Genomic DNA, 19,780 nt, shown 5'->3' with positions numbered 1-19,780 from the left:
TCCTTAAGATATTCTATAATACTGGATGTGAAGGGATTCGCAATGATCTCGCGGCAGGAGATTTGGGAGAATTCTCCTGCCGCTCAGACAATGCAATTCTATTATCATAATTTAATATTTTAAGGGGGATGGACAATGGTTCCTTATTTATCCGAATTTATCGGCACGATCATGCTCGTCGTCTTAGGGGACGGCATCTGCGCTGCCAACACACTTAATCATTCAAACTTCCAGGGCTCAGGTCCTATTTATGTAATCCTCGGCTGGGGTCTTGCAGTTGGCTTGCCGGCTATGGCTTTCGGCGCACAGTCTGGCGCTCACTTCAACCCATCCGTTACCATCGCTTTAGCTGTTATCGGCGGCTTTGACTGGGCAATGGTTCCTGGCTACATCATCTGCCAGATTCTCGGCGGTATCGTCGGTGGTATCCTCGTATACCTCTTCTACAAACCGCAGTTTGATGCATCAACTGACATGAACAACGCAACGTTAAGAGGAATCTTCTGCACTGCTGGCGCAATTGACAACAAGGGCGCAAACGCATTCTCAGAATTCTTCGCAACGATCTTCCTGCTGTTCTTCATCAAGACTATTCCAGCAACAGTCGGTGCAGCTGGCGCTTCCGCATTTGTTGTTGCATTAATCATCATGGTCATCGGTTTTGCACTTGGTGCAACCACAGGGTTCTCTATGAACGCTGCCCGTGACTGGGGCCCGCGTATTGCTTACGCAATCTGCCCAATCAAACCAAACGATCAGAAGGATGCTAACTGGGGCTATATGTGGATCTCCGGTATCATGCCAATCTTAGGCGGTATCGTTGGCGCTCTGCTCGGCAACATGGTTGTTGGCTGGCTCTAAGCTAAAGTTTAGTTCACCTACGAACTGATCACAAACGTTATTTATAATTATCATTTTATTGCGACCTTTCACAAGGCTGTCTCGAAAGAGGCAGCCTTTCTTTTTTGTGAGAATACAATCATTTGAAGCAGATAAAAAAGCCGACTTGCGTCGGCTATAAAATAAGGAAAAGAAATGAAATGTCCGAAGACAAGCTTCGAACAATGACGGAACGAATTATAACAAATTCCTTTTTGAATTGCAACTATTCTCTAGGATTTCTTAACAGTTTTTTTAATCCCTTCTGCACCGCCGCACAAAATTCCTGCGGCGTCCGCGTCTGCCACCAAAACGGCGCAATCACCTCGCAGGAAAGCGTGTGCCAATCCATGCGGTCCAGCGTCTGAAGGATTGAGGAAAGGGGCAGAAAACCTTCCCCCGGGATCCAGTGCCGATCGACGGTCTTGTCGTTGTCCGAAAAGTGCAGCGCTTTGAGCCGATCGGGGTAAGCCGCGATCAAGCGGCCGCTGCCGCAGCCCAGCATGTAATCGTGGGACGTGTCGTAGCAGTAGCCGAAATGGGGCGTCTGGATGCGGTCGAGGAGTTCGTACAGCAGAAACTGCCGCGTAACGTTTTCCACCGCGACGTCGACCCCGTACCGCTCGCCGGCTGCCGCCAGCTCCGAGAAAAAGGCGTACCCGTTCTCAAAGGTGTAATTCCCCAGCTCCATGTCCACCGTGTGTACCACCACAGCCGGCACGTCGAAATCCGCCGCATCTTTTAGAATCCGAACGAGAAAGTCGAGAAGCTCTCGGTTTTCTTCCAAGGACCGCTCCCAGATTTGACTGTAGCCGATGAAGGGCGCGTGGAAATTCGTAATTGAAAGGCCGGCGTCCCGCACCAGCTTTGGGAAATCGTACCGGGATATGAAATGCGGTGCCTCTTCATCTTCCCAAGAGAGCATCACCCCGTCGAAGCCGGCGTCGGCGATGGCCGCGATCCGCTCGGAAAAGGGCATAAAATAACCGAACCACGAGAACATGCTCGTGGTCCAGTTTTGGTTGTGTTGATCTGTAATCATTTTTTAATGCTTGAGGTTCAAGATCCCCGGCGCGAAAGGCGGGAAGATTACGCCTTGTTCGGTGATGATCGCCGAGACATTGTCGTGGGGTGTCACGTCGAAGGCCGGATTTTCAAAGTTAATGCCGTCTGGCGCCGTCTGGACGCCAGCGAAATGGCCGACTTCCGACGGGTCGCGCTGTTCAATCGTGATGTCCTTGCCCGAGAACATCGAAAAATCGATCGTCGAGGTTGGGGCCGCGACGTAGAACGGAATGTGGTGAGCTTTGGCCAGCACCGAAACCGAAAATGTCCCAATTTTGTTGGCCACGTCGCCGTTGCGGGTGATGCGGTCTGCCCCGACAACGACGCAGTCGATCTTGCCTTGATGCATCATCCAGCCGGCCATATTGTCGGTAATCAGCGTAACTGGGATGTTATCCTTGTGCAGTTCGTAGGCCGTGAGCCGTGCGCCCTGGAGCAGCGGCCGGGTTTCGTCGGCGTAGACCTGAATGTCCTTGCCCGCTTCCTGGGCTGCGCGGATGACGCCGAGGGCTGTGCCGTAATCAGCCGTCGCCAGCGCCCCCGCGTTGCAGTGAGTCAGAATCGTGCTGCCCGGCTTAATCAACGCCGCGCCGGCTTTTCCCATCGCTTTGCACATCGCGATATCTTCTTCGCAAATCGCGTCCGCTTCTGCCTTGAGCTTTTCGCTCATCGCCTTCGGGTCGGCGTCCGGTTCGGCCTTGAAGACGCCGGACATCCGATCGATGGCCCAGAACAGATTCACAGCTGTCGGGCGGGTGCCCCGGAGCAGGTCGCAGGCTTCCTGCATCTTTTGCTGATAGGCTTCGGCGTCGAGGCCTTCAAATTCTTTGGACGCCAAATACACCGCGTAGCCGGCAGTGACGCCGATGGCTGGCGCGCCGCGGACGACCATTGTCACGATGGCGTCGGCCACTTCGCGGTAGTCAGTGTAGCCGCGCACAATTTCCTGCGTCGGCAATAATGTCTGGTCGATGAGCTTTAACTCACCGTCTTCGAAATAAACCGGTCTCATGCTTCACTTCCAATCCGTGCAATCAGTCTGAAGATCAAAGTCTTCATTTCTTCGGTGTTTTCGTTGAGCACCTGGACGACCATTTCGTTGGTAACCGGCGGAATGTCCGGCTTATCCTTCAGGCCGGCGTCGTAGTCGGTGACCAACGCGATGTTGACGAGAGGAATATTCTTTTCCTGGCAGAGGTAGGCTTCCGGGTACTGGGTCATGTTGACGAGATCGCCGCCGATCATGCCGAAGTAGCGGCTTTCCGCCTTCGTCGAGAAGCGCGGCCCGTTGATGACGACCGTTGTCCCGCCGTCGTGCATGACGTGGCCCATTTTCTGCCCTTCTTCCAGCGCGAACTGACGCAGCTTTTCGTCGTAGGGATCGGCGGAGCTCAAATGTTCGACAGTCGGACTTTCAAAGAAGGTGTCCTTCCGGCCGGAGGTCATGTTGATGTACTGGTCGGTAACGACAAAATCGCCCGGCGCGTATTCCTTGCGGAGCGAGCCGACGCAGTTCGCTGAAATGATCGATTTGACGCCCAGCTGTGCCATCGCGTCGACGTTGGCGCGGTAATTGACTTCAGCCGGTGAATAGATGTGTTTTTTGCCGTGGCGCGGCATGAACGCGACCTTAACGCCGTTGACGTCGAGCAGGCTGATGGCTTCCGACGGTTTGCCGTAAGGTGTGTCTGCGTCCACGCGGCGGTATTCTTCTCCCAGTTCGTAAAGGCCAGAGCCTCCGAACACGCCAATATCTGCTGAATAATACATTGTTCAATCCTCCTGTATATCGTAATTGCCTTTAAATACAAAAGTGACGGCGCTCACACACCGCCACTCCTTATCAATAATTTTTCTTCTTCCGCCAGTCGCCGTGCTGGAAGCCGTCGCCCGCGTCGGGGTCGCGTTTAAAGCCCAGCCATTTGTAGCGGGTATCGTCGTCCCCCTTCAAATCGTTGGGATCCACTTCCTCTGCTGCCGGCGCACTCTGGGCCTCCGGTTCGGCAGGCGCTTCAGCCGCGTCGGGGCCGGACTGTGGTCTTGGATTGTCCGGATCGCGCTTGAAGCCGAGCCATTTGTAGCGGGTGTCGTCGTCCCCTTTCAGATCGTTGGGATCCATCGGTTCTTCCGGCTCCGGTTCCGGCGCGCTTTGCGTGTAAACCGGTTCCATCGGCTGCTGTTCAAAGGCCGCTTCCACATCCGGGACCATTTCGACGATTTCTTCGTATTCCGGTTCCGGCTCGGAGACGACCGTCTGTGCGATTTTCAGTGCGGCGCCGAGCACATCGTTCACGCTGCCCCGCTTCGGCAGGGTCGCGTCGGCCGAAGGCTGCCGTTTCACCCGGCGCACGACTTTCTTCATCTTCGGGCGCTGCGGGGCCGGCTGTGCCGACTGCGGTCTGGCCGCGCTCTGTCTGAGATTCTGAACCACCTGTTCCGAGATCGAGGCCTTTTCGGGCACCGGTTCCAATTCCGGTTCACGCTCCGGCTCTTGAGGTCTTGCCGCCTGAATCTGGCGGTGGCGCGTTTCGTCGACCTGCTGCTGAGGCACGTGGGCAAAGGTGGTGCCGCCCTTGCTGCCCGGCGCGGTGTGGCTCTTTTTCTGCATCTTCGCCGCCGCGCTTTTGAGGGTTTCCGTGGCTAACATCACCACCTGATCGTCGGTCGCGTCGGGGATTTCCCGGCGGATGGCCTCGGCTAGGCTGCTCCGGAGCATCGCCATCCGGTCGAACTGAAGATTGCCGCCATCGGCGCTTTCCGGCTCAGGTGTGACAGGCGCTGCCGAGCGGGCTGGCGCTTCGGGTTCAGGTTCCGGTTCCTTTTTCGTAAACTTCGGAATCGGCCGTTCGCGCATGATTTCATCTGCTTCTTCGACGGACCGTTTGAAGCCGAGCCATTTGTATTTCGGCTGGCCGTTTTCGTCGAGGTCCTCGCTGTTTTCCGCCTGCGGCTGGTCAGCAGCCGGCGCTTCGTCGGCCGGTTCATCGCGCTGCGTCCAGGGGTGTGCCTGAGCGGCTGCCGCTTCGGCCATCATCTTTTCCTCTTCAGCCGCGGCCCGGGCCATGGCTTCTTCCCGTTCTTCGCGGATCCGCGCTTCCTCGGCCTGGTGTTCCAGCCAGCTGTCGACGCGCTTCGCCTTCGGCGCATCTTCGCCGCCGAGAATCGTCTGCCCGGCCTTGAGGTAGGATTTCTGTGCGTCTGGGAAGTAGCTGCGCAGCTGGACCATCGGGATTTTTTCGTTGGTCATCACGCCCATCAGGCACGCGATTTTTTCCGGCAGGTGGGTGTCGGTCGGCCAGTTGAGCATCATCCCCACCTCGAATTTCGCGATGGAGTCGGTGTCGAGCCCCAGGGCTTCCATCGAAAAGCGCATCAGCTCGGTGTGGCGGCAACGCTTGTGTTCCTGCTTCGCGCAGCCGACGCCGGCTGCGACACAGATGTTGCAGTTGCCGGGGCGCAGGGTCATCACGTTCGGATAATCCTTTTCGATTTCCAACAGATCCCGCCAGCTTTCAGTGTTCATCCGCTCCTTGACTTCTTCGACGTAATTCCGCGTCCGGACCGTGCCGGTGATCCGCTGCTTGTGTTCCTTCGGAACGGCGTATTCCCGGCCAATCACGTAAAGGTACTTGAACTGTCCGAGCAGCAGCTTTTCGTCAAACCCGAATTCGGGGCACGACCAGAACTTGTTGTACTTCGGGCACCTCAGGCACTTCCCTCTAGCCTTTCGGAGAGAAAAATATTCATCGATGATATGATCCATCAAGAGCGGACCTGATGAAAAATTGTGAGTATATTCCATACGTCTCTCCTTTACTTAAATTGATCTCTCTAAGTTTCTGTATTCTCTACATTAAAATACAGTTTATTATACCCCATTGCGTCAAGTCGATTCACCACAAGATTTTGCCTGATTAGAGTAAAGAAACTCCACGATTCGCGGGAGATCGTCCGCATTTTTTGTCCTGTTCCTATTCTAACTCAAATTTATAATAATTGATAAAAAAAGAGTGATTTTTTAACATTTAAAGGCTATAATATAAGCGATGTTTACAGAAAACTGATCAATAAAATATCATTGTACGATAGCTGAAAGGAGTTATGTGAATGGAATATTCTGTAGAAGTCAAAAACATGTGTCCGGTGGCCAGCAACGCCAACCACGGACCTGCACCTATTCCTGAAGAAGGGCAATGGGTCAAGGCAAAAGAAATTAAAGACATTTCCGGTTTGACCCACGGTGTCGGCTGGTGTGCCCCGCAGCAGGGTGCCTGCAAGCTGACTTTAAACGTCAAGGAAGGCATCATTCAGGAAGCTCTGGTCGAAACCATTGGCTGCTCTGGGATGACCCACTCCGCCGCTATGGCGTCTGAAATTCTTCCAGGGAAAACCATTCTTGAAGCGTTGAACACAGACTTGGTCTGCGACGCCATCAACACAGCCATGCGCGAATTATTCCTGCAGATTGTTTACGGCCGTACCCAGACCGCGTTCTCCGAAAACGGGATGCCTGTCGGCGCTGGCCTCGAAGACTTGGGCAAAGGCCTTCGTTCACAGGTCGGGACCATGTACGGCACCCTGCCGAAGGGACCGCGCTACCTCGAAATGGCTGAAGGCTACGTCACCAAGCTGGCACTGAACGACAAAGACGAAATCATCGGCTATGCTTATGTCAATCTCGGCGTCATGATGGAAAACATCAAAAAGGGCGTCGATCCGAAGGAAGCCTTGGAAAAAGCTTCCGGCCAGTACGGGCGTTTCGATGATGCGGCGAAATACATCGACCCGCGTGAAGAATAAGGAGGTTTGACATGGCGTTATTTGAAAATTACGAAAGAAGAATCGATAAAATCAACAAGGTCTTAGCAGAAAACGGCATCGCTTCTCTGGAAGAAGCTAAGCAGATCTGCGACGACAAGGGCGTTGACGTCGCCGGCATCGTCCGCGGCGTTCAGACCATTTGCTTTGAAAACGCATGCTGGGCCTACACCATGGGCGCTGCGCTGGCTTTCAAACGCGGCGTCAAAACCGCTAAAGAGGCCGCTGCCGTCATCGGCGAAGGGCTCCAGGCCTTCACGATTCCGGGCTCTGTCGCTGAACAGCGCAAGGTCGGTCTCGGCCACGGCAACCTCGGCGCAATGCTCCTCGACGAAAAAACCGACTGCTTCGCTTTCTTAGCCGGCCACGAATCCTTCGCTGCCGCTGAAGGCGCTATCGGGATCGCCCGTTCAGCCAACAAGGTCCGCAAAAAACCGCTGCGCGTTATCTTAAATGGTCTCGGCAAGGACGCTGCCTTAATCATTTCCAGAATTAACGGCTTCACCTACGTCAAGACCGATTACGACTACTTCACCGGCGAACTCAAGGAAGTCTCCCGCACTGCCTATTCTGACGGTGAAAGAGCCGCTGTCAACTGCTACGGCGCCAACGACGTCCGCGAAGGCGTCGCGATCATGCACAAGGAAGGCGTCGACGTTTCCATCACCGGAAACTCCACTAACCCGACCCGCTTCCAGCATCCAGTTGCCGGCACCTACAAAAAGGAATGCATCGAACAGGGCAAGAAGTACTTCTCAGTCGCATCTGGCGGCGGCACCGGCCGTACCCTGCACCCAGACAACATGGCTGCCGGTCCGGCTTCCTACGGGATGACCGATACAATGGGCCGTATGCACTCTGACGCTCAGTTCGCAGGTTCTTCCTCCGTTCCGGCTCACGTCGAAATGATGGGCCTGATCGGTATGGGCAACAACCCGATGGTCGGCGCTACAGTTGCTGTCTCGGTTGCGATCGAAGAAGCTCAGAAGAACGCGTAAGCCAAAACATTCACAAAAAAACTACCTGTTTGTTTATCCTTTTTACTCAGAATCCTGAGAATGGGGATTCATCCAGTTATGCATTCATGGATGCCAATTCTGTATATTACAGATGGCGTCCATTTTTTTGTCCATTGCGCTTAATCTGGATCACAATTATAACACCGTAATCATGTAGATAACATAGGCAATAATAGACAGCAGCATCGATAAGGTGCTCGCCGCTGCTGTTACTTTCAAGTCGCAGCCGAGCTCTTCTGCGTAGATCATTGTTGGCGATGCAATCGGCGACAATACTGCGATTGTCATGATTCGCTGATAATCCTGCGGCAGCGGCATAAATTGAATAACGACAATAAAACCAATCGCGATGGCAATGCGTACAGCAAATATGCGCATAACTGGCCGCAATACAGTCGACAGCCCATCAAATTCGATTTGCGTACCGATCATAAACATAATCAAAAAAATATTCGCTGGTGCGATGAGGCTGACGATGTCGTAAATCGGCTTCGGCACGGCCATCTCAACGATAGACAAAATCATCAACACAACGTATACCATAAAGGGAATACTGTGATAGAGCTTACGCAGAATTTCGATAAAATTCAAGCAGCTGCCATCACTGATTTTGGATTCGACGATGGCAAGATCTCCACCGAGGCACATAATGCAGTTGCCGATATCAAACATGCCGAGATAGCTTGTCGCTGCCAGAGGGAAAAAACTCTGACTAAACGGAATTGCAAAGTTGCCGATATTATAACCGGAGCAGCACAACATATTGTTGCCTCGTGCCAATTTCGCAGACTTTCCGGAAACGATGTCTCCTAAAATCAAACCGATCGTCGACATCGTAAAACCAATCACGAGTGCAAAGAGCATCAACATATTAAAATGTACGCCCGAAAAACCGTAAATTAATGAACATGGCAATGTGAAAGTCATAATAACTTTGCCAAATATTTTACCATCTTCTTTAGTCACAATTCCGAATTTTTGGCTGAAATAGCCCAAGGCGATAATCACCACAAATCCAATTGCTTTTATGATCACTGTATACATGATGTGTCTCCTTCCTGCGCGTGATGTTTACTATTTTCGTTTAAGTGCAAAAATAGCCGCCTCCAAAATGGAAGCGGCAGTAAGAGGATGAAATAATGTAATAACGATTGATTGATTTATTTATTTAAACATTGGCTTGCTGATAATGAGACGCTGAATTTCGTTCGTACCTTCATAAATCTGCGTAATTTTCGCATCACGGAACATACGTTCGATGTTTTGCTCTCTCATATACCCGGCGCCACCCATGTTTTGGATACATTCTGTGGTCACTTTCATGGCCAAATTTGTGCAAATGAGTTTTGCCTTGGATGCAGCGACTGAGAAATCTGCCCCATTCTGCTGCAGCCATACGCCTTTATAAAGAAGCAGTCTGGCCATTTCTATTTCACTTTGGAGGTCGGCCATTTTAAAAGCTAAGTATTGATTGGTGTATAAAGGTCGGCCAAACTGCTTTCTTTCCTTCATATAATCTCGGCAGATATCGAATGCGCCTTGAGCAAGTCCAAGACCTTGTGCTGCAACAGAAAGCCTGCCTGCATTGAGCGCTGTCAATGCGTATCTAAATCCATTGAATTCTTCACCGATCATGCGATCTTTTGGAATTCTCGCGTCTTCAAAAATAATTTCTGCAACTTTTGCGCTGCGGATCCCACATTTATTCTCGATATGACCAATGGACACCCCCGGTGTTTCCTTTAAATCGACGAGAAATGCGGAAAGCCCTTTGGAACCGCGAGATAAATCTGTGTTCGCAATAAGCATGCAGTAATCCGCGACCGCGCTATTCGTGATGTAACGTTTCTTGCCATTGACAACATATGTGTCGCCATCGAGTACTGCTGTCGTTTTGGCTGCACCCGCATCCGAACCAGCGTCTGGTTCGGTCAAAGCGAAACACCCCAGCGCATCGCCTTCAAACATTCGCGGCATCACATGCTGTTTCTGTGCTTCACTGCCAAAAAGATTGATCCCCGTTGTAAAAGTCGAAGAAATCGCGTAGGCAATCCCGAACGCGGAATCAACTTTGCATAATTCTTCAACAACGAGAATGAATGAAAGGTAGTCAAGGCCTTGGCCTCCATACGCTTTCGGAAACTGCAGTCCAATGAGGCCTTCATTACCGAGTTTCTTCAAAATATCCATTGGAAAGACTTCCGTCATATCACGTTCTTGAGCGCCCGGCGCAAGTTCTCGTTGTGCGAAAGCCCGTGCTTTTTGTTGAATGGCTTTCTGTTGCTCCGTTAAACTAAAATCCATAATCTTTTCCTTATCTTTTTATGTTAATGCAATCGGTCTCGTAAACATCGCGGTTGCGCCGCGAATTTTTGCCGGTAGACAAATAAAACAAAATTCATACTTTTGATCTTTGGCCAAAGCGTTAAGCGTGACATATTCCATAATGTGAACGCCCTGCTGAATTAACAAATAGTGGTGTACTGGGTTTGGATGATGTGGAACAGACGAATGACCATCTTTGTCGTGACCGTCAATATCGCCATTGTCATCACCGATAACAACCGCACCGCATTCTTCGACAAGATACCGTGCCGCACTGATCCCCACACCAGCAGTGCCACACATGGCGTCTGGCCATTTTGCACCCAAACGCATAAATACAGCGTCTCCAGGTCGAAGTGTAATATTTTCCCAATCTGCACAGCCTTCGCAGTCCTCTGCGCTGATGATATAATCGTCAGGCATCTGCTCTTTTCCTTTGTAGCTTGCGATGTCAAGCAAGATCCCTCGCGTAATAATGGGTGGAATCGTTTCGGCACCGCATCGCATTGATCCAAAATCGTGGCCGTATGCTTTTTCGGGAAAACCATTATAAATATGATTATCCTCACCCGCAGAGAAATGACAGAGCGAATCGATATGTGTGCCAATGTGTAGCGGCGAAATGAGCATTTCCGTGTTGAGTCCCATATTATATTGCGGCGCATTACTATCCGAATCAAAAATGCCGCCTGGTGCGTAAAAACTGTATGCATTGTTTATATTGGCACTCTGCATACGCTGTCTTCCCGATGGCGTCGCGTAAGTCACCATTTCAAAACCACAATGTCCCTGCCACATGTTCATGCCTTTGAATCGCTCTGTTTCAAGGTCGTACACTTGACCTTCTTTGACAAGTGAAAGTGCATGAATTACGGTTTCTGGATTTGTAATTTGATTCAACGCGCCGACTTCATCGTCCAAACCATATTTGCCCCACGCATTTTCCTGAAGCCATGACATATCATGATAATCTTTTTTCATGTTGACCTCTTTTCTTTTCGCAGATACGATCTATTCCCGCATTTTACCAGCAACACCGACGTTTTCACCATCAAGATCGTGAAAGAAGAACACGATTCTTCCTGGGTTGAGATCAGTCGTATTTATAAGCAGATTCGTAATCTCTGAAGTAATCGTGTGCTTCGCCGACTGGTTTCTTTCGGATGTCTTTGACCAGGTAATGGTAAACACTGCCGCATCTTCTCTAACGTTTTCTTTCGGCAGATCCCGAATCAAGACATTTACCACGTCTTTCGGTGCATGAATCGCGCCGCTTACAATATCGGTGACTTTATCAATAAACGAACGTTTCTCTGACGGCGTTTTTTCTACCGTCCAGTCAATTTTAATAATAGGCATTTTTTCAATCCTTTCTAACTATCACCGATACCACTTCTCACCGCTATAGTTTCATAGGCTCAGCCGCCGAAAATCGCATGTAGAACGAATGTAACAACGATGATTGTGAATGCCGGCGGGTCAATATGAGAGCGGACATGATCAAATTGATTGAAGATATTTTCAACAAACAATCCAATGATCGCGCACGCACCACCTGTAATTGTGCCAACAATGATGTTGCCCGAAAGCACTGCTGCCATAGCCGCTGGCAGAAGAATATGGTGACAAACAAAATACGCCGAACCTGTCTGTGCAAAGACAAGACCAACGCCTGCGATTCCAAAACACAGAACCGGATAACTGCTGACGTCTACACCCTGATGCATCAGTGAAATACCAACACCGCTGGTAACAAGCCCATAAGCGCAGCCAAGAAGAATCGTATAACTCGCACTCTTAGCATCTGGCATAATTTTATGTTCACCTTTTTCAAAATCACCAAATAACCCCTGTCGCGCAATAAAAAGACGAACAATAATCGCTGAAGTGATTAAAGACAAAGACGGTGGATCCGACGCAACATAAGCAATCCAGCTTCCATCAAGATGTAAAGTAATTTGGAAAAAATATTTAAGTAAAATCCCGATGACGCCGAAGATACCACCGACAAGTAGTGTCCCCGGATCTTTTAGGCCATTCAACGGAACGGCAACATTCGCGCCATGATCGTGAATGCCTTTACGTGCAGCGTAGGCCGCAGCGGCAACACCACTAGCAAAAATAACGTGAGGTCCTAAAAACGCGCCAAACGTGATGTTACCAATTGAGACATCGGGCAAACCGGCCATCGACAGTACCCCACCTGCGATGGCCAGCACCGACGTGATGACAAAGGCCGGCAGTGCGCCAACCGCTGCGCCAAAAACGCCGCCCCCAAATGCACCAACGACTTGAAACAAATCCATGATATTACCCTCCTGAGAAAATAGTGTCACTTTATAAGTGAAATATGAGGTGTACACTACTCACATGTATAGGATATCATTTGATTGATTGTTTGTATAATACTATTGATTTCATAGTTTCAATAGGGAATGACCTATGTGTTTTCGACTTGATAATACGCCTTCACATATTGTATAAACGCCTCTGTTGCGTTTGACATGGTTCTGCCTTTGAGATAAGCAATCGCCAAATGCATGGGAAGTGCATCAATTCCATCAACCTGCAAATAGGCAAGTTCATCTTTCTGTGGAAAGCTTTTGATCATATATTCCGGTATAAATGCCAAATCTGGATTAATTGTAATTGTATTTAATATGGCGTGCATGCTGGTCATCGAAATGATATTTTCCGGGATAAATTGCTCTCTCATAAAAAATTCATCCGACATCTGCCGCACAATAAACGCCTTACTCAAGAGGCAAAATCGTTCGTCGCGAATATCGTCGCGACTCACTGCAACCGGATGTTCCGGTGAATTCGCCCTTCCTCTAACCAAAGGATGATCTTTGTGACAGATTAGATAAATATTTTCATCTTTCAGCTGAATGTATTCCAGTGTACGGTAGCGTTTTTGATCATTGATATAAATCAGCGCACAATCGATCAAATAATCGATGAGCTGTTTTTCGAGCGTCGGTGATGCATCGTCTTTGATATTAAAATTGATGTGTTTGTTTTCCCGCATAAAGGGTGAAACCAATTTAGGTAATAAGAAAGACTGCATCTGAAGCGGCACTCCCAATTTAATCACGCCGTCAATGTCATTTTTAAGGCTATCGATTGCGCGTTCAAATTGCTTTTCTAATTCCATAGATTTTTGGACATAATCCAAATAAATTTCGCCGGCCTTCGTCAGCGTCAACGGTGACGTCGACCGGTCGAAAAGCCTTGCGCCGATAGATTCTTCCAAACGGTTGATGTATTGGGTCATCGACGGCTGCGAGATGAAATTTTTTTGAGCCGCTTTCGTAATGTTTCCCAGCTCGTAAACTGTCAAAAAATATTCAAATTTTCTGTTATCCATCCCGCTATACCCCACTTTTATTGGTATTCGAATATGCCGCGATTTAATATTATATCGCCATTTTCCGCATTAAGGAAACGGAAATACGCCACATTTTCTGAGATTTTCCAGATCTGAATTTTAACAGCTGTATCTGGATAAAGTACCGCCGTCATTTGTGCTGCCATGCGACGTGCGCGTTCCGGTTCTCCTGGAATAAGCTTCGCAACAAGATGCCGACAACAGAATCCAAACGAACAAAGCCCCTGCATAAACGGCTTTTCAAACCCCATCTTTTTTGCATATTCTGGATCAACGTGTACGAGGTTCGTGTCGCCGGTCAAGCGATACAAAAGATTTTGAACGGGTGAGATAATATCGTTCATTTCAAAATCCGGGGCACGCTCTGGAATCATAACCGAACTTTTCGGCATAGGACGCCCACCGAAGCCACCTGCTTCGTGAAAAAATGTCGTCGAAAAATTGGTGCAGATATCTCGACCGGCCTCATCGCGTACGACACATTTTGTTTTAACAACAGCGCCCTTTCCTTCACCCCGATCATAAACATCCGTTATTTCGTCCTGCCACTGAAATGTTCCTTTAATCGGGTCAATTGGACGATGAAAGATGATTTCATGATCCATATTGAGGAAAGAAATTGTCGGTTTAATCAATTCATCTGCAAACATAGACGCCGGCCTCGGCATCCATTGGCGGGGCCGCACATTCACGGTCCCCCAATATGGAATAGTGCCGAAAGTTGGTAAAGCTTTTAGATTTTTCTCGTAAGTGTACATCAGATCATCCGAGCCTGCACCGACAGCAAGCGCATATAGCGCGACATCGCGCCAATTATATTCAAGTGTGCGCGGCTCCATTTTTAATCCAATCAATTTTTTATCGAGATTTTGAATGATCATCTGCTTTTTTCCTTATTTCTGCGCAAGTTGTTTGTAGTAATCGCGCCGGCGTTTCGCATCCGCTTCGGTTTTATTAAACAATTCTTCAGCCTGATCTGGGAAGACTTTCATCAAAGAAGCGAAACGCACTTCGTTCATGAGAAATGCCCGGAAATCACCTGTCGGTTCTTTGGAATCGAGTGTGAACGGGTTGGCTCCTTGGTCTGCGAGCGCCGGATTGTAGCGATACAATGACCAATATCCGCAATCAACCGCACGTTTTGCTTCTGTCTGGCTCGTTGCCATACCGCCATGTTTTATGCCGTGGTTAATGCACGGGCAGTATGCGATAACAATAGACGGGCCTGGATACGCTTCGGCTTCTTTAAGTGCCTTGATGGCTTGAGATTTGTCTGAGCCAATACAGATTTGCGCGACATAAATGTAGCCATAAGACATGAACATACGACCCAAATCTTTCTTCCGTGTACGCTTGCCGCCTGCCGCGAATTTTGCAACTGCCGCTGTCGGTGTCGACTTCGACGCCTGACCTCCAGTATTCGAATACACTTCTGTGTCGAGCACGAGTGCATTAATATTTTCACCCGCTGCAAGCGCATGATCGAGTCCACCGTAGCCAATATCATATGACCAACCGTCGCCGCCAATGAGCCATTGCGAACGCTTTGTAAAGCAGTCACGATTTTCGTAAAGATCTGTAAGAATCGGATCCTGATCTTTCACAGGTTCAAGTGCAGCAGAAAGTTTTTCAGCACGTTCCCGTGTGCCTTCGGTTTCGTTCTGATGATCCAGCCAATCCTTCAGTGCTTCACGCAAATCATCTAAGATATCAAGATCGAGTGCGCGTTTTGCCTGTGAGGCCATTTCTTTCTGCAGCTGTTTTGTTCCAAGGAACATGCCGAGGCCAAATTCTGCTGTGTCTTCAAACAGCGATGAGTTCCAAGCCGGACCATGGCCTTTTTGGTCAGTCGTATACGGAGCAGACGGAACCGATCCTGAAAAAACATGTGCACAGCCAGCGGAGTTCGCCACCATCATACGGTCGCCGAATAGCTGAGTCAAAAGTTTAATGTACGGCGTTTCGCCGCAGCCCGCGCAGGCACCGGAGAACTCGAACAGCGGTTTTTCAAACTGGCTGCCTTTGACCGTGAATTTATCAAAAGGATTGGCTTTTTCTGGCAGATTCACTGCGTAATCCCAGATCGGCACCTGCGCCGCTTCGTCAGACAGCAGCCGCATGTCGAGCGCTTTTTCCTTTGCCGGGCAAACCGCAACGCAGTTGCCGCAGCCCGTACAATCGAGCGTTGACACGTTAATGCGGTACGAATATTCCTTTGCACCGCGCGCTGGGACAGTTTCGTAACCTTCCGGAGCGGATGCTTCTTCCGCCGCCGTCGTCAATGTCGGACGAATGCAGCCGTGTGGACAGACGAAAGCGCACTGGTTGCACTGGATACATTTTGACGCGTCCCAATGTGGCACCGTGATCGCAACGCCGCGTTTTTCGTAAGCCGAGGAGCCAACCGGATACGTCCCGTCTTCCATCGGAATCATGCGGCTCACCGGGATATCGTCGCCCTTGAGGCCATTGACCGGTTCAAGGAAAGTCTTGATATAATCCGGCACGTCTTTGTCGTCATCCTTTTTCGGCGCATCCGTTGCGTCCTTCCAGGCCACCGGCACGTCGACTTTGTGCAGCTTTTCAATCCCCGCGTCGATCGCGTCGCAGTTCATCGCGACGACGTCGTCGCCCTTTTTGCCGTAGGTCACGGCGACGGAATCTTTCAGATATTTCACCGCGTCGTCGATCGGAATGATGTCCGCCAGTTTGAAGAACGCGGACTGCATGATCATATTCGTGCGGTTGCCGAGTCCGATTTCCTTCGCGATATCCACTGCGTCGATCGTATAGAACTGGATGTCGTTCTTCGCAATATACTGCTTCATCTTTGCTGGAATGTTCGCTTCGAGTTCGTCATCATTCCAAATTGTATTAAGCAAGAAGATAGCGCCAGGTTTAAGGCCTTCAAGCAAATCATATTTATCGACGTAGGACTGCTGCGAACATGAAATATAATCTGCGTTATCAATTAAATACGTAGATCGGATCGGTGTGTCCCCAAAACGCAAATGTGATACCGTAACACCACCAGATTTTTTTGAATCGTAAGCAAAATACGCTTGAGCGAATTTATCTGTGTTGTCGCCAATAATCTTGACCGCACTCTTATTTGCGCCGACTGTTCCGTCAGAGCCAAGCCCCCAGAATTTGCAAGCCGTCGTACCTGGATGTGCAATTTCAAAAGGTGCAGCGGCTGGCAGGCTCGTGCCGTTCATATCATCGATGATACCCACTGTGAAATGATCCTTAGGTTCATCCTGTTTCATATTTTCAAACACATCGAAAATATGCTGCGGGCGGATGTCCTTGCCGCCGATACCGATGCGCCCACCGACGATCTGCGGTTCGTTGTCGCGGCCGTAAAACGCTGTTTTTACGTCCATATAAAGCGGTTCAGATTGTGCGTTAATTTCTTTGACACGATCAAGTACTGTGATTTTTCTAACCGTTCCCGGAATCGCTTTAAAGAAATATTTGAGCGAGAACGGTCGGTACAAGTGGACGACCACGACGCCGACTTTTTCGCCCTTGGCGTTTAACTTGTCAACAACTTCTTCGATGGTCTGGGTCATTGAACCCATTGCAATGATCACACGGTCCGCGTCCGGCGCGCCATAATAATTAAACGGATGATACTCGCGGCCAGTCAATTTCGTAATTTCCGACATGTAATGATCGACGACATCTGGCAATTCGTCCCAATAACGGTTGATCACTTCACGCTGCTGAAAGTGAATGTCCGCATTTTGCACAGTACCACGTACACATGGGTGATCCGGATTAAGTGCATTGCGGCGGAAGCGGTTCACCGCATCCATATCGACAAGATCTTTCAGTTCGTCGTATTCCAACACTTCTATTTTTTGAATTTCATGGGATGTGCGGAAGCCATCAAAGAAATGCATGAAAGGCACGCGTCCTTTGATTGCCGCCAAGTGCGCGACCGCACCAAGATCCATAACTTGCTGAACACTCGCAGAACTAAGTAATGCGAAGCCTGTACTTCTCGTCGCCAGTACGTCAGAATGATCACAGAAAATACCAAGACCATTTGATGCAACCAAACGTGACGCTACGTGGAAAACACCTGGGAGCAATTCTCCTGCAATTTTAAACATGTTTGGAATCATCAACATCAAACCCTGTGACGACGTATAAGTACTTGTCAATGCCCCCGCCTGCAGCGAGCCATGAACAGCGCCCGACGCACCGCCTTCGGACTGCATTTCAATCACTTCCACTTTTTCACCAAAAATGTTTTTCTTCCCGGCGGCAGCCCATTCATCAACGTGCTGTGCCATATCAGATGACGGTGTGATCGGATAGATTGCTGCAACATCCGTGAAAGCATACGACGCATACGCGGCGGCAGTATTGCCATCCATTGACTTTTGTCTGCATTTACTCATAATAATTCCTCCTCATTAACTAAAAAGACAGATAACTTTATCATTGTGAGATCGTCCTTAACTGTTTTCATCATAACACCGCAACTATGCCTTAGCTAATACTAAGCATCCCATGTTTGCTATAGGTCTAGAGCTATGTACTTTTTTTTAAAAAATGGCCGGTTCTAAAAAGGAACACGGCCATTTTGAAGGAACGCATTAATTATTTCGTAGATGTGTTGTTTGGATCCATGTGTTGATTAATGGTTTCCGGATCTTCATTCAACAAATCAGATTCCATATCTGTCGCTTCAAGTTTAAAGATAACTGTACGAAGACCATCATTACAGCCGACAACACACATATCTTTTTGATTGCACCATCCGCCTTTTCCGTAGATATAGCCACCATGCTGGGAAATCGACAGAACATAGTCTTTCATGCAATGCCACGCATTGTCACATAGACCTGACGGTTTCTGCCAGCCATTTGAATAGAATACCTGTCCTGGTTGATGCATAAAGCACGGTCCAATACCTTCGGTACCGTATTCCTTAGCTAAATCTTCATAGAAATTGCGTCTGATCACACTGATCTTTACCTTGTGTAATTTATCGTCACTCATGCTGTTACCTCCTTCATGTTTGTCGTATTGTGCGATTACAAAATGTTTAATAATTAATCTTCAAATTGTTTTGGATCATATTCCCCATATTTGATTCCGCTTCTGATTACTTTGTATGCACTCGGGCGAATATCCTTGATCATATTCAAGGTCCAGAATCCCATATTTCTTGCGTAAGAAATCTTCTTTTTCACGTCGCCAAGTTCAGCCACGCAGATACCTTCTTCGCCTTCAGCTGTATCAGCAAGTACATAACCCTGTGGATCCATGATACGCGCATGGCCAAAGCCGAAGCTTGTCGCCCCTTCTGCCGTAAATGCATTAGAGGTGACAACAAAAACACCATTTTCGCAAGCACGTGCTTTGTTGAAGAAATCGTACATCCGATATGCCAAATCTGTTTCGTGATCCGCTGTTTCAGGATCATAGTAAGGCCACTGAACCCCGCAGCAAATAATTTCTGCTCCCATCAGCGTCATTTCGCGAGCTGGTTCAGGAAAGTCCAGGTCATAGCAGATCATCAAGCCGATTTTCCCAATCGCTGTATCAAAAACACTGTATTCTTCACCTTTGTAGTAGACACCCAATTCGTCATTCGGCTGAACTTTGCGATATCTGCCGATATACCCTTCTGGGCCGACAAGAATCAAAGAGTTGTAAATAATATCATAATAATCTTTGTTCCGTTCCGTAACACCTGTCACAATATAAATATCGTATTCCTTGGCAAGATCGATGACTTTATTGATGTATTCGCCTTTGTTCGGCCCATCACAAACTTCTGCATTGTCGTGAATGCGGTGCAATTCATCGAGATCTGCCATACTGAATGCAGACGGATAACCGTGAAGTGTGCCTTCCGGAATGTTGATTAATTTCGCACCTTGATCTGCCGCTTCTTTAACATATTTTTTTATCAACTCAAAATTTTTTGCCGGATCCTGATAACTTCTTGTTGCGCAGCTTGCTACCTTCATTGAAAATTACCCCCTAGTTTTTAATTGTAAATAGCGAAACATTGTTCTTTCGAAGTTTTTGATTTTTGTGTCAGTTGACCAGACGCTAGGAGGCCTCCCATTCGTGCACGTTATGTTTACCGCCTGATCAAAAAGAAAATGCTCAGGTTTTGAAAACATTTTCTTTTGTTTTTGACAATTTTATTTTATCAGATGAAATTTCATTTGGCCAATATCTTTGAAACCATTGGTTTAATAGGTTTAAATCTATGGTTGTTATAAAATTCATTGACAGTGTCAAAGTAAAAGAA

At 48.7% G+C, this 19,780-nt stretch carries 17 protein-coding genes; 3 read left to right on the top strand and 14 right to left on the bottom strand.

The window, feature by feature from the left end; translation table 11 throughout:
- The first annotated feature begins 135 nt into the window (after positions 1 to 135).
- On the top strand, positions 136 to 861 hold the full coding sequence (locus QZX60_RS03880; protein WP_295361610.1) for an MIP/aquaporin family protein: 726 nt from the start codon (positions 136 to 138) through the stop codon (positions 859 to 861).
- Positions 862 to 1,105: 244 nt separating this feature from the next.
- Here QZX60_RS03880 and QZX60_RS03875 read toward each other — a convergent pair whose 3' ends face one another.
- The 4 genes from QZX60_RS03875 to QZX60_RS03860 all read right to left on the bottom strand — a co-directional run bounded on the left by QZX60_RS03875 (position 1,106) and on the right by QZX60_RS03860 (position 5,746).
- The gene (locus QZX60_RS03875; RefSeq protein ID WP_295361608.1) at positions 1,106 to 1,921 is read right to left on the bottom strand and encodes a sugar phosphate isomerase/epimerase; all 816 of its coding nucleotides are present in this window, start codon (positions 1,919 to 1,921) and stop codon (positions 1,106 to 1,108) included.
- Between the two features lie 3 nt (positions 1,922 to 1,924).
- Complete coding sequence (mtnA, locus tag QZX60_RS03870) at positions 1,925 to 2,956, bottom strand: S-methyl-5-thioribose-1-phosphate isomerase (RefSeq protein WP_295361606.1); 1,032 nt, start codon at positions 2,954 to 2,956, stop codon at positions 1,925 to 1,927.
- Positions 2,953 to 3,714, bottom strand: a complete 762-nt coding sequence (locus QZX60_RS03865) for an MTAP family purine nucleoside phosphorylase (protein WP_295361604.1) — start codon at positions 3,712 to 3,714, stop codon at positions 2,953 to 2,955. Before QZX60_RS03865 ends, mtnA begins: the two co-directional genes overlap by 4 nt.
- 73 nt (positions 3,715 to 3,787) lie before the next feature.
- Positions 3,788 to 5,746, bottom strand: a complete 1,959-nt coding sequence (locus QZX60_RS03860; RefSeq protein WP_295361602.1) for a DUF2284 domain-containing protein — start codon at positions 5,744 to 5,746, stop codon at positions 3,788 to 3,790.
- A 305-nt stretch (positions 5,747 to 6,051) separates the two neighbouring features.
- Here QZX60_RS03860 and QZX60_RS03855 point away from each other — a divergent pair, with 305 nt between their 5' ends.
- Positions 6,052 to 6,744, top strand: a complete 693-nt coding sequence (locus QZX60_RS03855) for an iron-sulfur cluster assembly scaffold protein (protein WP_295361600.1) — start codon at positions 6,052 to 6,054, stop codon at positions 6,742 to 6,744.
- Positions 6,745 to 6,755: 11 nt separating this feature from the next.
- The gene (locus QZX60_RS03850; RefSeq protein WP_295361598.1) at positions 6,756 to 7,760 is read left to right on the top strand and encodes a GGGtGRT protein; all 1,005 of its coding nucleotides are present in this window, start codon (positions 6,756 to 6,758) and stop codon (positions 7,758 to 7,760) included.
- Between the two features lie 156 nt (positions 7,761 to 7,916).
- On the opposite strand, the gene QZX60_RS03845 is transcribed toward QZX60_RS03850, so the two are convergent.
- The 10 genes from QZX60_RS03845 to QZX60_RS03800 all read right to left on the bottom strand — a co-directional run bounded on the left by QZX60_RS03845 (position 7,917) and on the right by QZX60_RS03800 (position 19,490).
- Entirely contained in the window at positions 7,917 to 8,825 is a 909-nt protein-coding gene (locus tag QZX60_RS03845; protein WP_295361596.1) for an AEC family transporter, read from the bottom strand.
- A gap of 120 nt (positions 8,826 to 8,945) precedes the next feature.
- Positions 8,946 to 10,085, bottom strand: a complete 1,140-nt coding sequence (locus tag QZX60_RS03840; protein WP_295361594.1) for an acyl-CoA dehydrogenase family protein — start codon at positions 10,083 to 10,085, stop codon at positions 8,946 to 8,948.
- 18 nt (positions 10,086 to 10,103) lie between these two features.
- Positions 10,104 to 11,087: a cyclase family protein gene (locus tag QZX60_RS03835; protein WP_295361592.1), complete on the bottom strand. Its 984-nt coding sequence runs from the start codon at positions 11,085 to 11,087 to the stop codon at positions 10,104 to 10,106.
- Between the two features lie 30 nt (positions 11,088 to 11,117).
- Positions 11,118 to 11,465: a tautomerase family protein gene (locus QZX60_RS03830; protein ID WP_295361591.1), complete on the bottom strand. Its 348-nt coding sequence runs from the start codon at positions 11,463 to 11,465 to the stop codon at positions 11,118 to 11,120.
- 59 nt (positions 11,466 to 11,524) lie between these two features.
- On the bottom strand, positions 11,525 to 12,412 hold the full coding sequence (locus tag QZX60_RS03825; RefSeq protein WP_295361589.1) for a hypothetical protein: 888 nt from the start codon (positions 12,410 to 12,412) through the stop codon (positions 11,525 to 11,527).
- Between the two features lie 134 nt (positions 12,413 to 12,546).
- On the bottom strand, positions 12,547 to 13,476 hold the full coding sequence (locus QZX60_RS03820) for a LysR family transcriptional regulator (RefSeq protein ID WP_295361588.1): 930 nt from the start codon (positions 13,474 to 13,476) through the stop codon (positions 12,547 to 12,549).
- A gap of 17 nt (positions 13,477 to 13,493) precedes the next feature.
- Positions 13,494 to 14,378, bottom strand: a complete 885-nt coding sequence (locus QZX60_RS03815; RefSeq protein ID WP_295361587.1) for a MaoC/PaaZ C-terminal domain-containing protein — start codon at positions 14,376 to 14,378, stop codon at positions 13,494 to 13,496.
- Between the two features lie 12 nt (positions 14,379 to 14,390).
- Positions 14,391 to 17,909 (bottom strand): pyruvate:ferredoxin (flavodoxin) oxidoreductase, encoded by a 3,519-nt coding sequence (gene nifJ / locus QZX60_RS03810; protein WP_295361585.1) that lies wholly within the window; start codon positions 17,907 to 17,909, stop codon positions 14,391 to 14,393.
- Positions 17,910 to 18,111: 202 nt separating this feature from the next.
- Positions 18,112 to 18,513 (bottom strand): TIGR04076 family protein, encoded by a 402-nt coding sequence (locus tag QZX60_RS03805; protein ID WP_295361583.1) that lies wholly within the window; start codon positions 18,511 to 18,513, stop codon positions 18,112 to 18,114.
- A gap of 53 nt (positions 18,514 to 18,566) precedes the next feature.
- Positions 18,567 to 19,490: a carbon-nitrogen hydrolase family protein gene (locus QZX60_RS03800; RefSeq protein ID WP_295361581.1), complete on the bottom strand. Its 924-nt coding sequence runs from the start codon at positions 19,488 to 19,490 to the stop codon at positions 18,567 to 18,569.
- Between the last annotated feature and the right edge of the window lie 290 nt (positions 19,491 to 19,780).

This window comes from uncultured Pseudoramibacter sp. (assembly GCF_903789625.1).
Taxonomy (GTDB): domain Bacteria; phylum Bacillota; class Clostridia; order Eubacteriales; family Eubacteriaceae; genus Pseudoramibacter; species Pseudoramibacter fermentans.
This window is presented reverse-complemented; position numbering and strand designations above follow the sequence as displayed.

Coding starts and splice junctions, on each gene's coding strand:
- QZX60_RS03835 (WP_295361592.1), bottom strand. CDS start 11,087: ATGAAAAAAGATTATCATGATATGTCATGGCTTCAGGAAAATGCGTGG.
- QZX60_RS03825 (WP_295361589.1), bottom strand. CDS start 12,412: ATGGATTTGTTTCAAGTCGTTGGTGCATTTGGGGGCGGCGTTTTTGGC.
- QZX60_RS03875 (WP_295361608.1), bottom strand. CDS start 1,921: ATGATTACAGATCAACACAACCAAAACTGGACCACGAGCATGTTCTCG.
- QZX60_RS03865 (WP_295361604.1), bottom strand. CDS start 3,714: ATGTATTATTCAGCAGATATTGGCGTGTTCGGAGGCTCTGGCCTTTAC.
- QZX60_RS03815 (WP_295361587.1), bottom strand. CDS start 14,378: ATGATCATTCAAAATCTCGATAAAAAATTGATTGGATTAAAAATGGAG.
- QZX60_RS03860 (WP_295361602.1), bottom strand. CDS start 5,746: ATGGAATATACTCACAATTTTTCATCAGGTCCGCTCTTGATGGATCAT.
- QZX60_RS03840 (WP_295361594.1), bottom strand. CDS start 10,085: ATGGATTTTAGTTTAACGGAGCAACAGAAAGCCATTCAACAAAAAGCA.
- QZX60_RS03805 (WP_295361583.1), bottom strand. CDS start 18,513: ATGAGTGACGATAAATTACACAAGGTAAAGATCAGTGTGATCAGACGC.
- QZX60_RS03820 (WP_295361588.1), bottom strand. CDS start 13,476: ATGGATAACAGAAAATTTGAATATTTTTTGACAGTTTACGAGCTGGGA.
- mtnA (WP_295361606.1), bottom strand. CDS start 2,956: ATGAGACCGGTTTATTTCGAAGACGGTGAGTTAAAGCTCATCGACCAG.
- QZX60_RS03800 (WP_295361581.1), bottom strand. CDS start 19,490: ATGAAGGTAGCAAGCTGCGCAACAAGAAGTTATCAGGATCCGGCAAAA.
- QZX60_RS03850 (WP_295361598.1), top strand. CDS start 6,756: ATGGCGTTATTTGAAAATTACGAAAGAAGAATCGATAAAATCAACAAG.
- nifJ (WP_295361585.1), bottom strand. CDS start 17,909: ATGAGTAAATGCAGACAAAAGTCAATGGATGGCAATACTGCCGCCGCG.
- QZX60_RS03830 (WP_295361591.1), bottom strand. CDS start 11,465: ATGCCTATTATTAAAATTGACTGGACGGTAGAAAAAACGCCGTCAGAG.
- QZX60_RS03880 (WP_295361610.1), top strand. CDS start 136: ATGGTTCCTTATTTATCCGAATTTATCGGCACGATCATGCTCGTCGTC.
- QZX60_RS03855 (WP_295361600.1), top strand. CDS start 6,052: ATGGAATATTCTGTAGAAGTCAAAAACATGTGTCCGGTGGCCAGCAAC.
- QZX60_RS03845 (WP_295361596.1), bottom strand. CDS start 8,825: ATGTATACAGTGATCATAAAAGCAATTGGATTTGTGGTGATTATCGCC.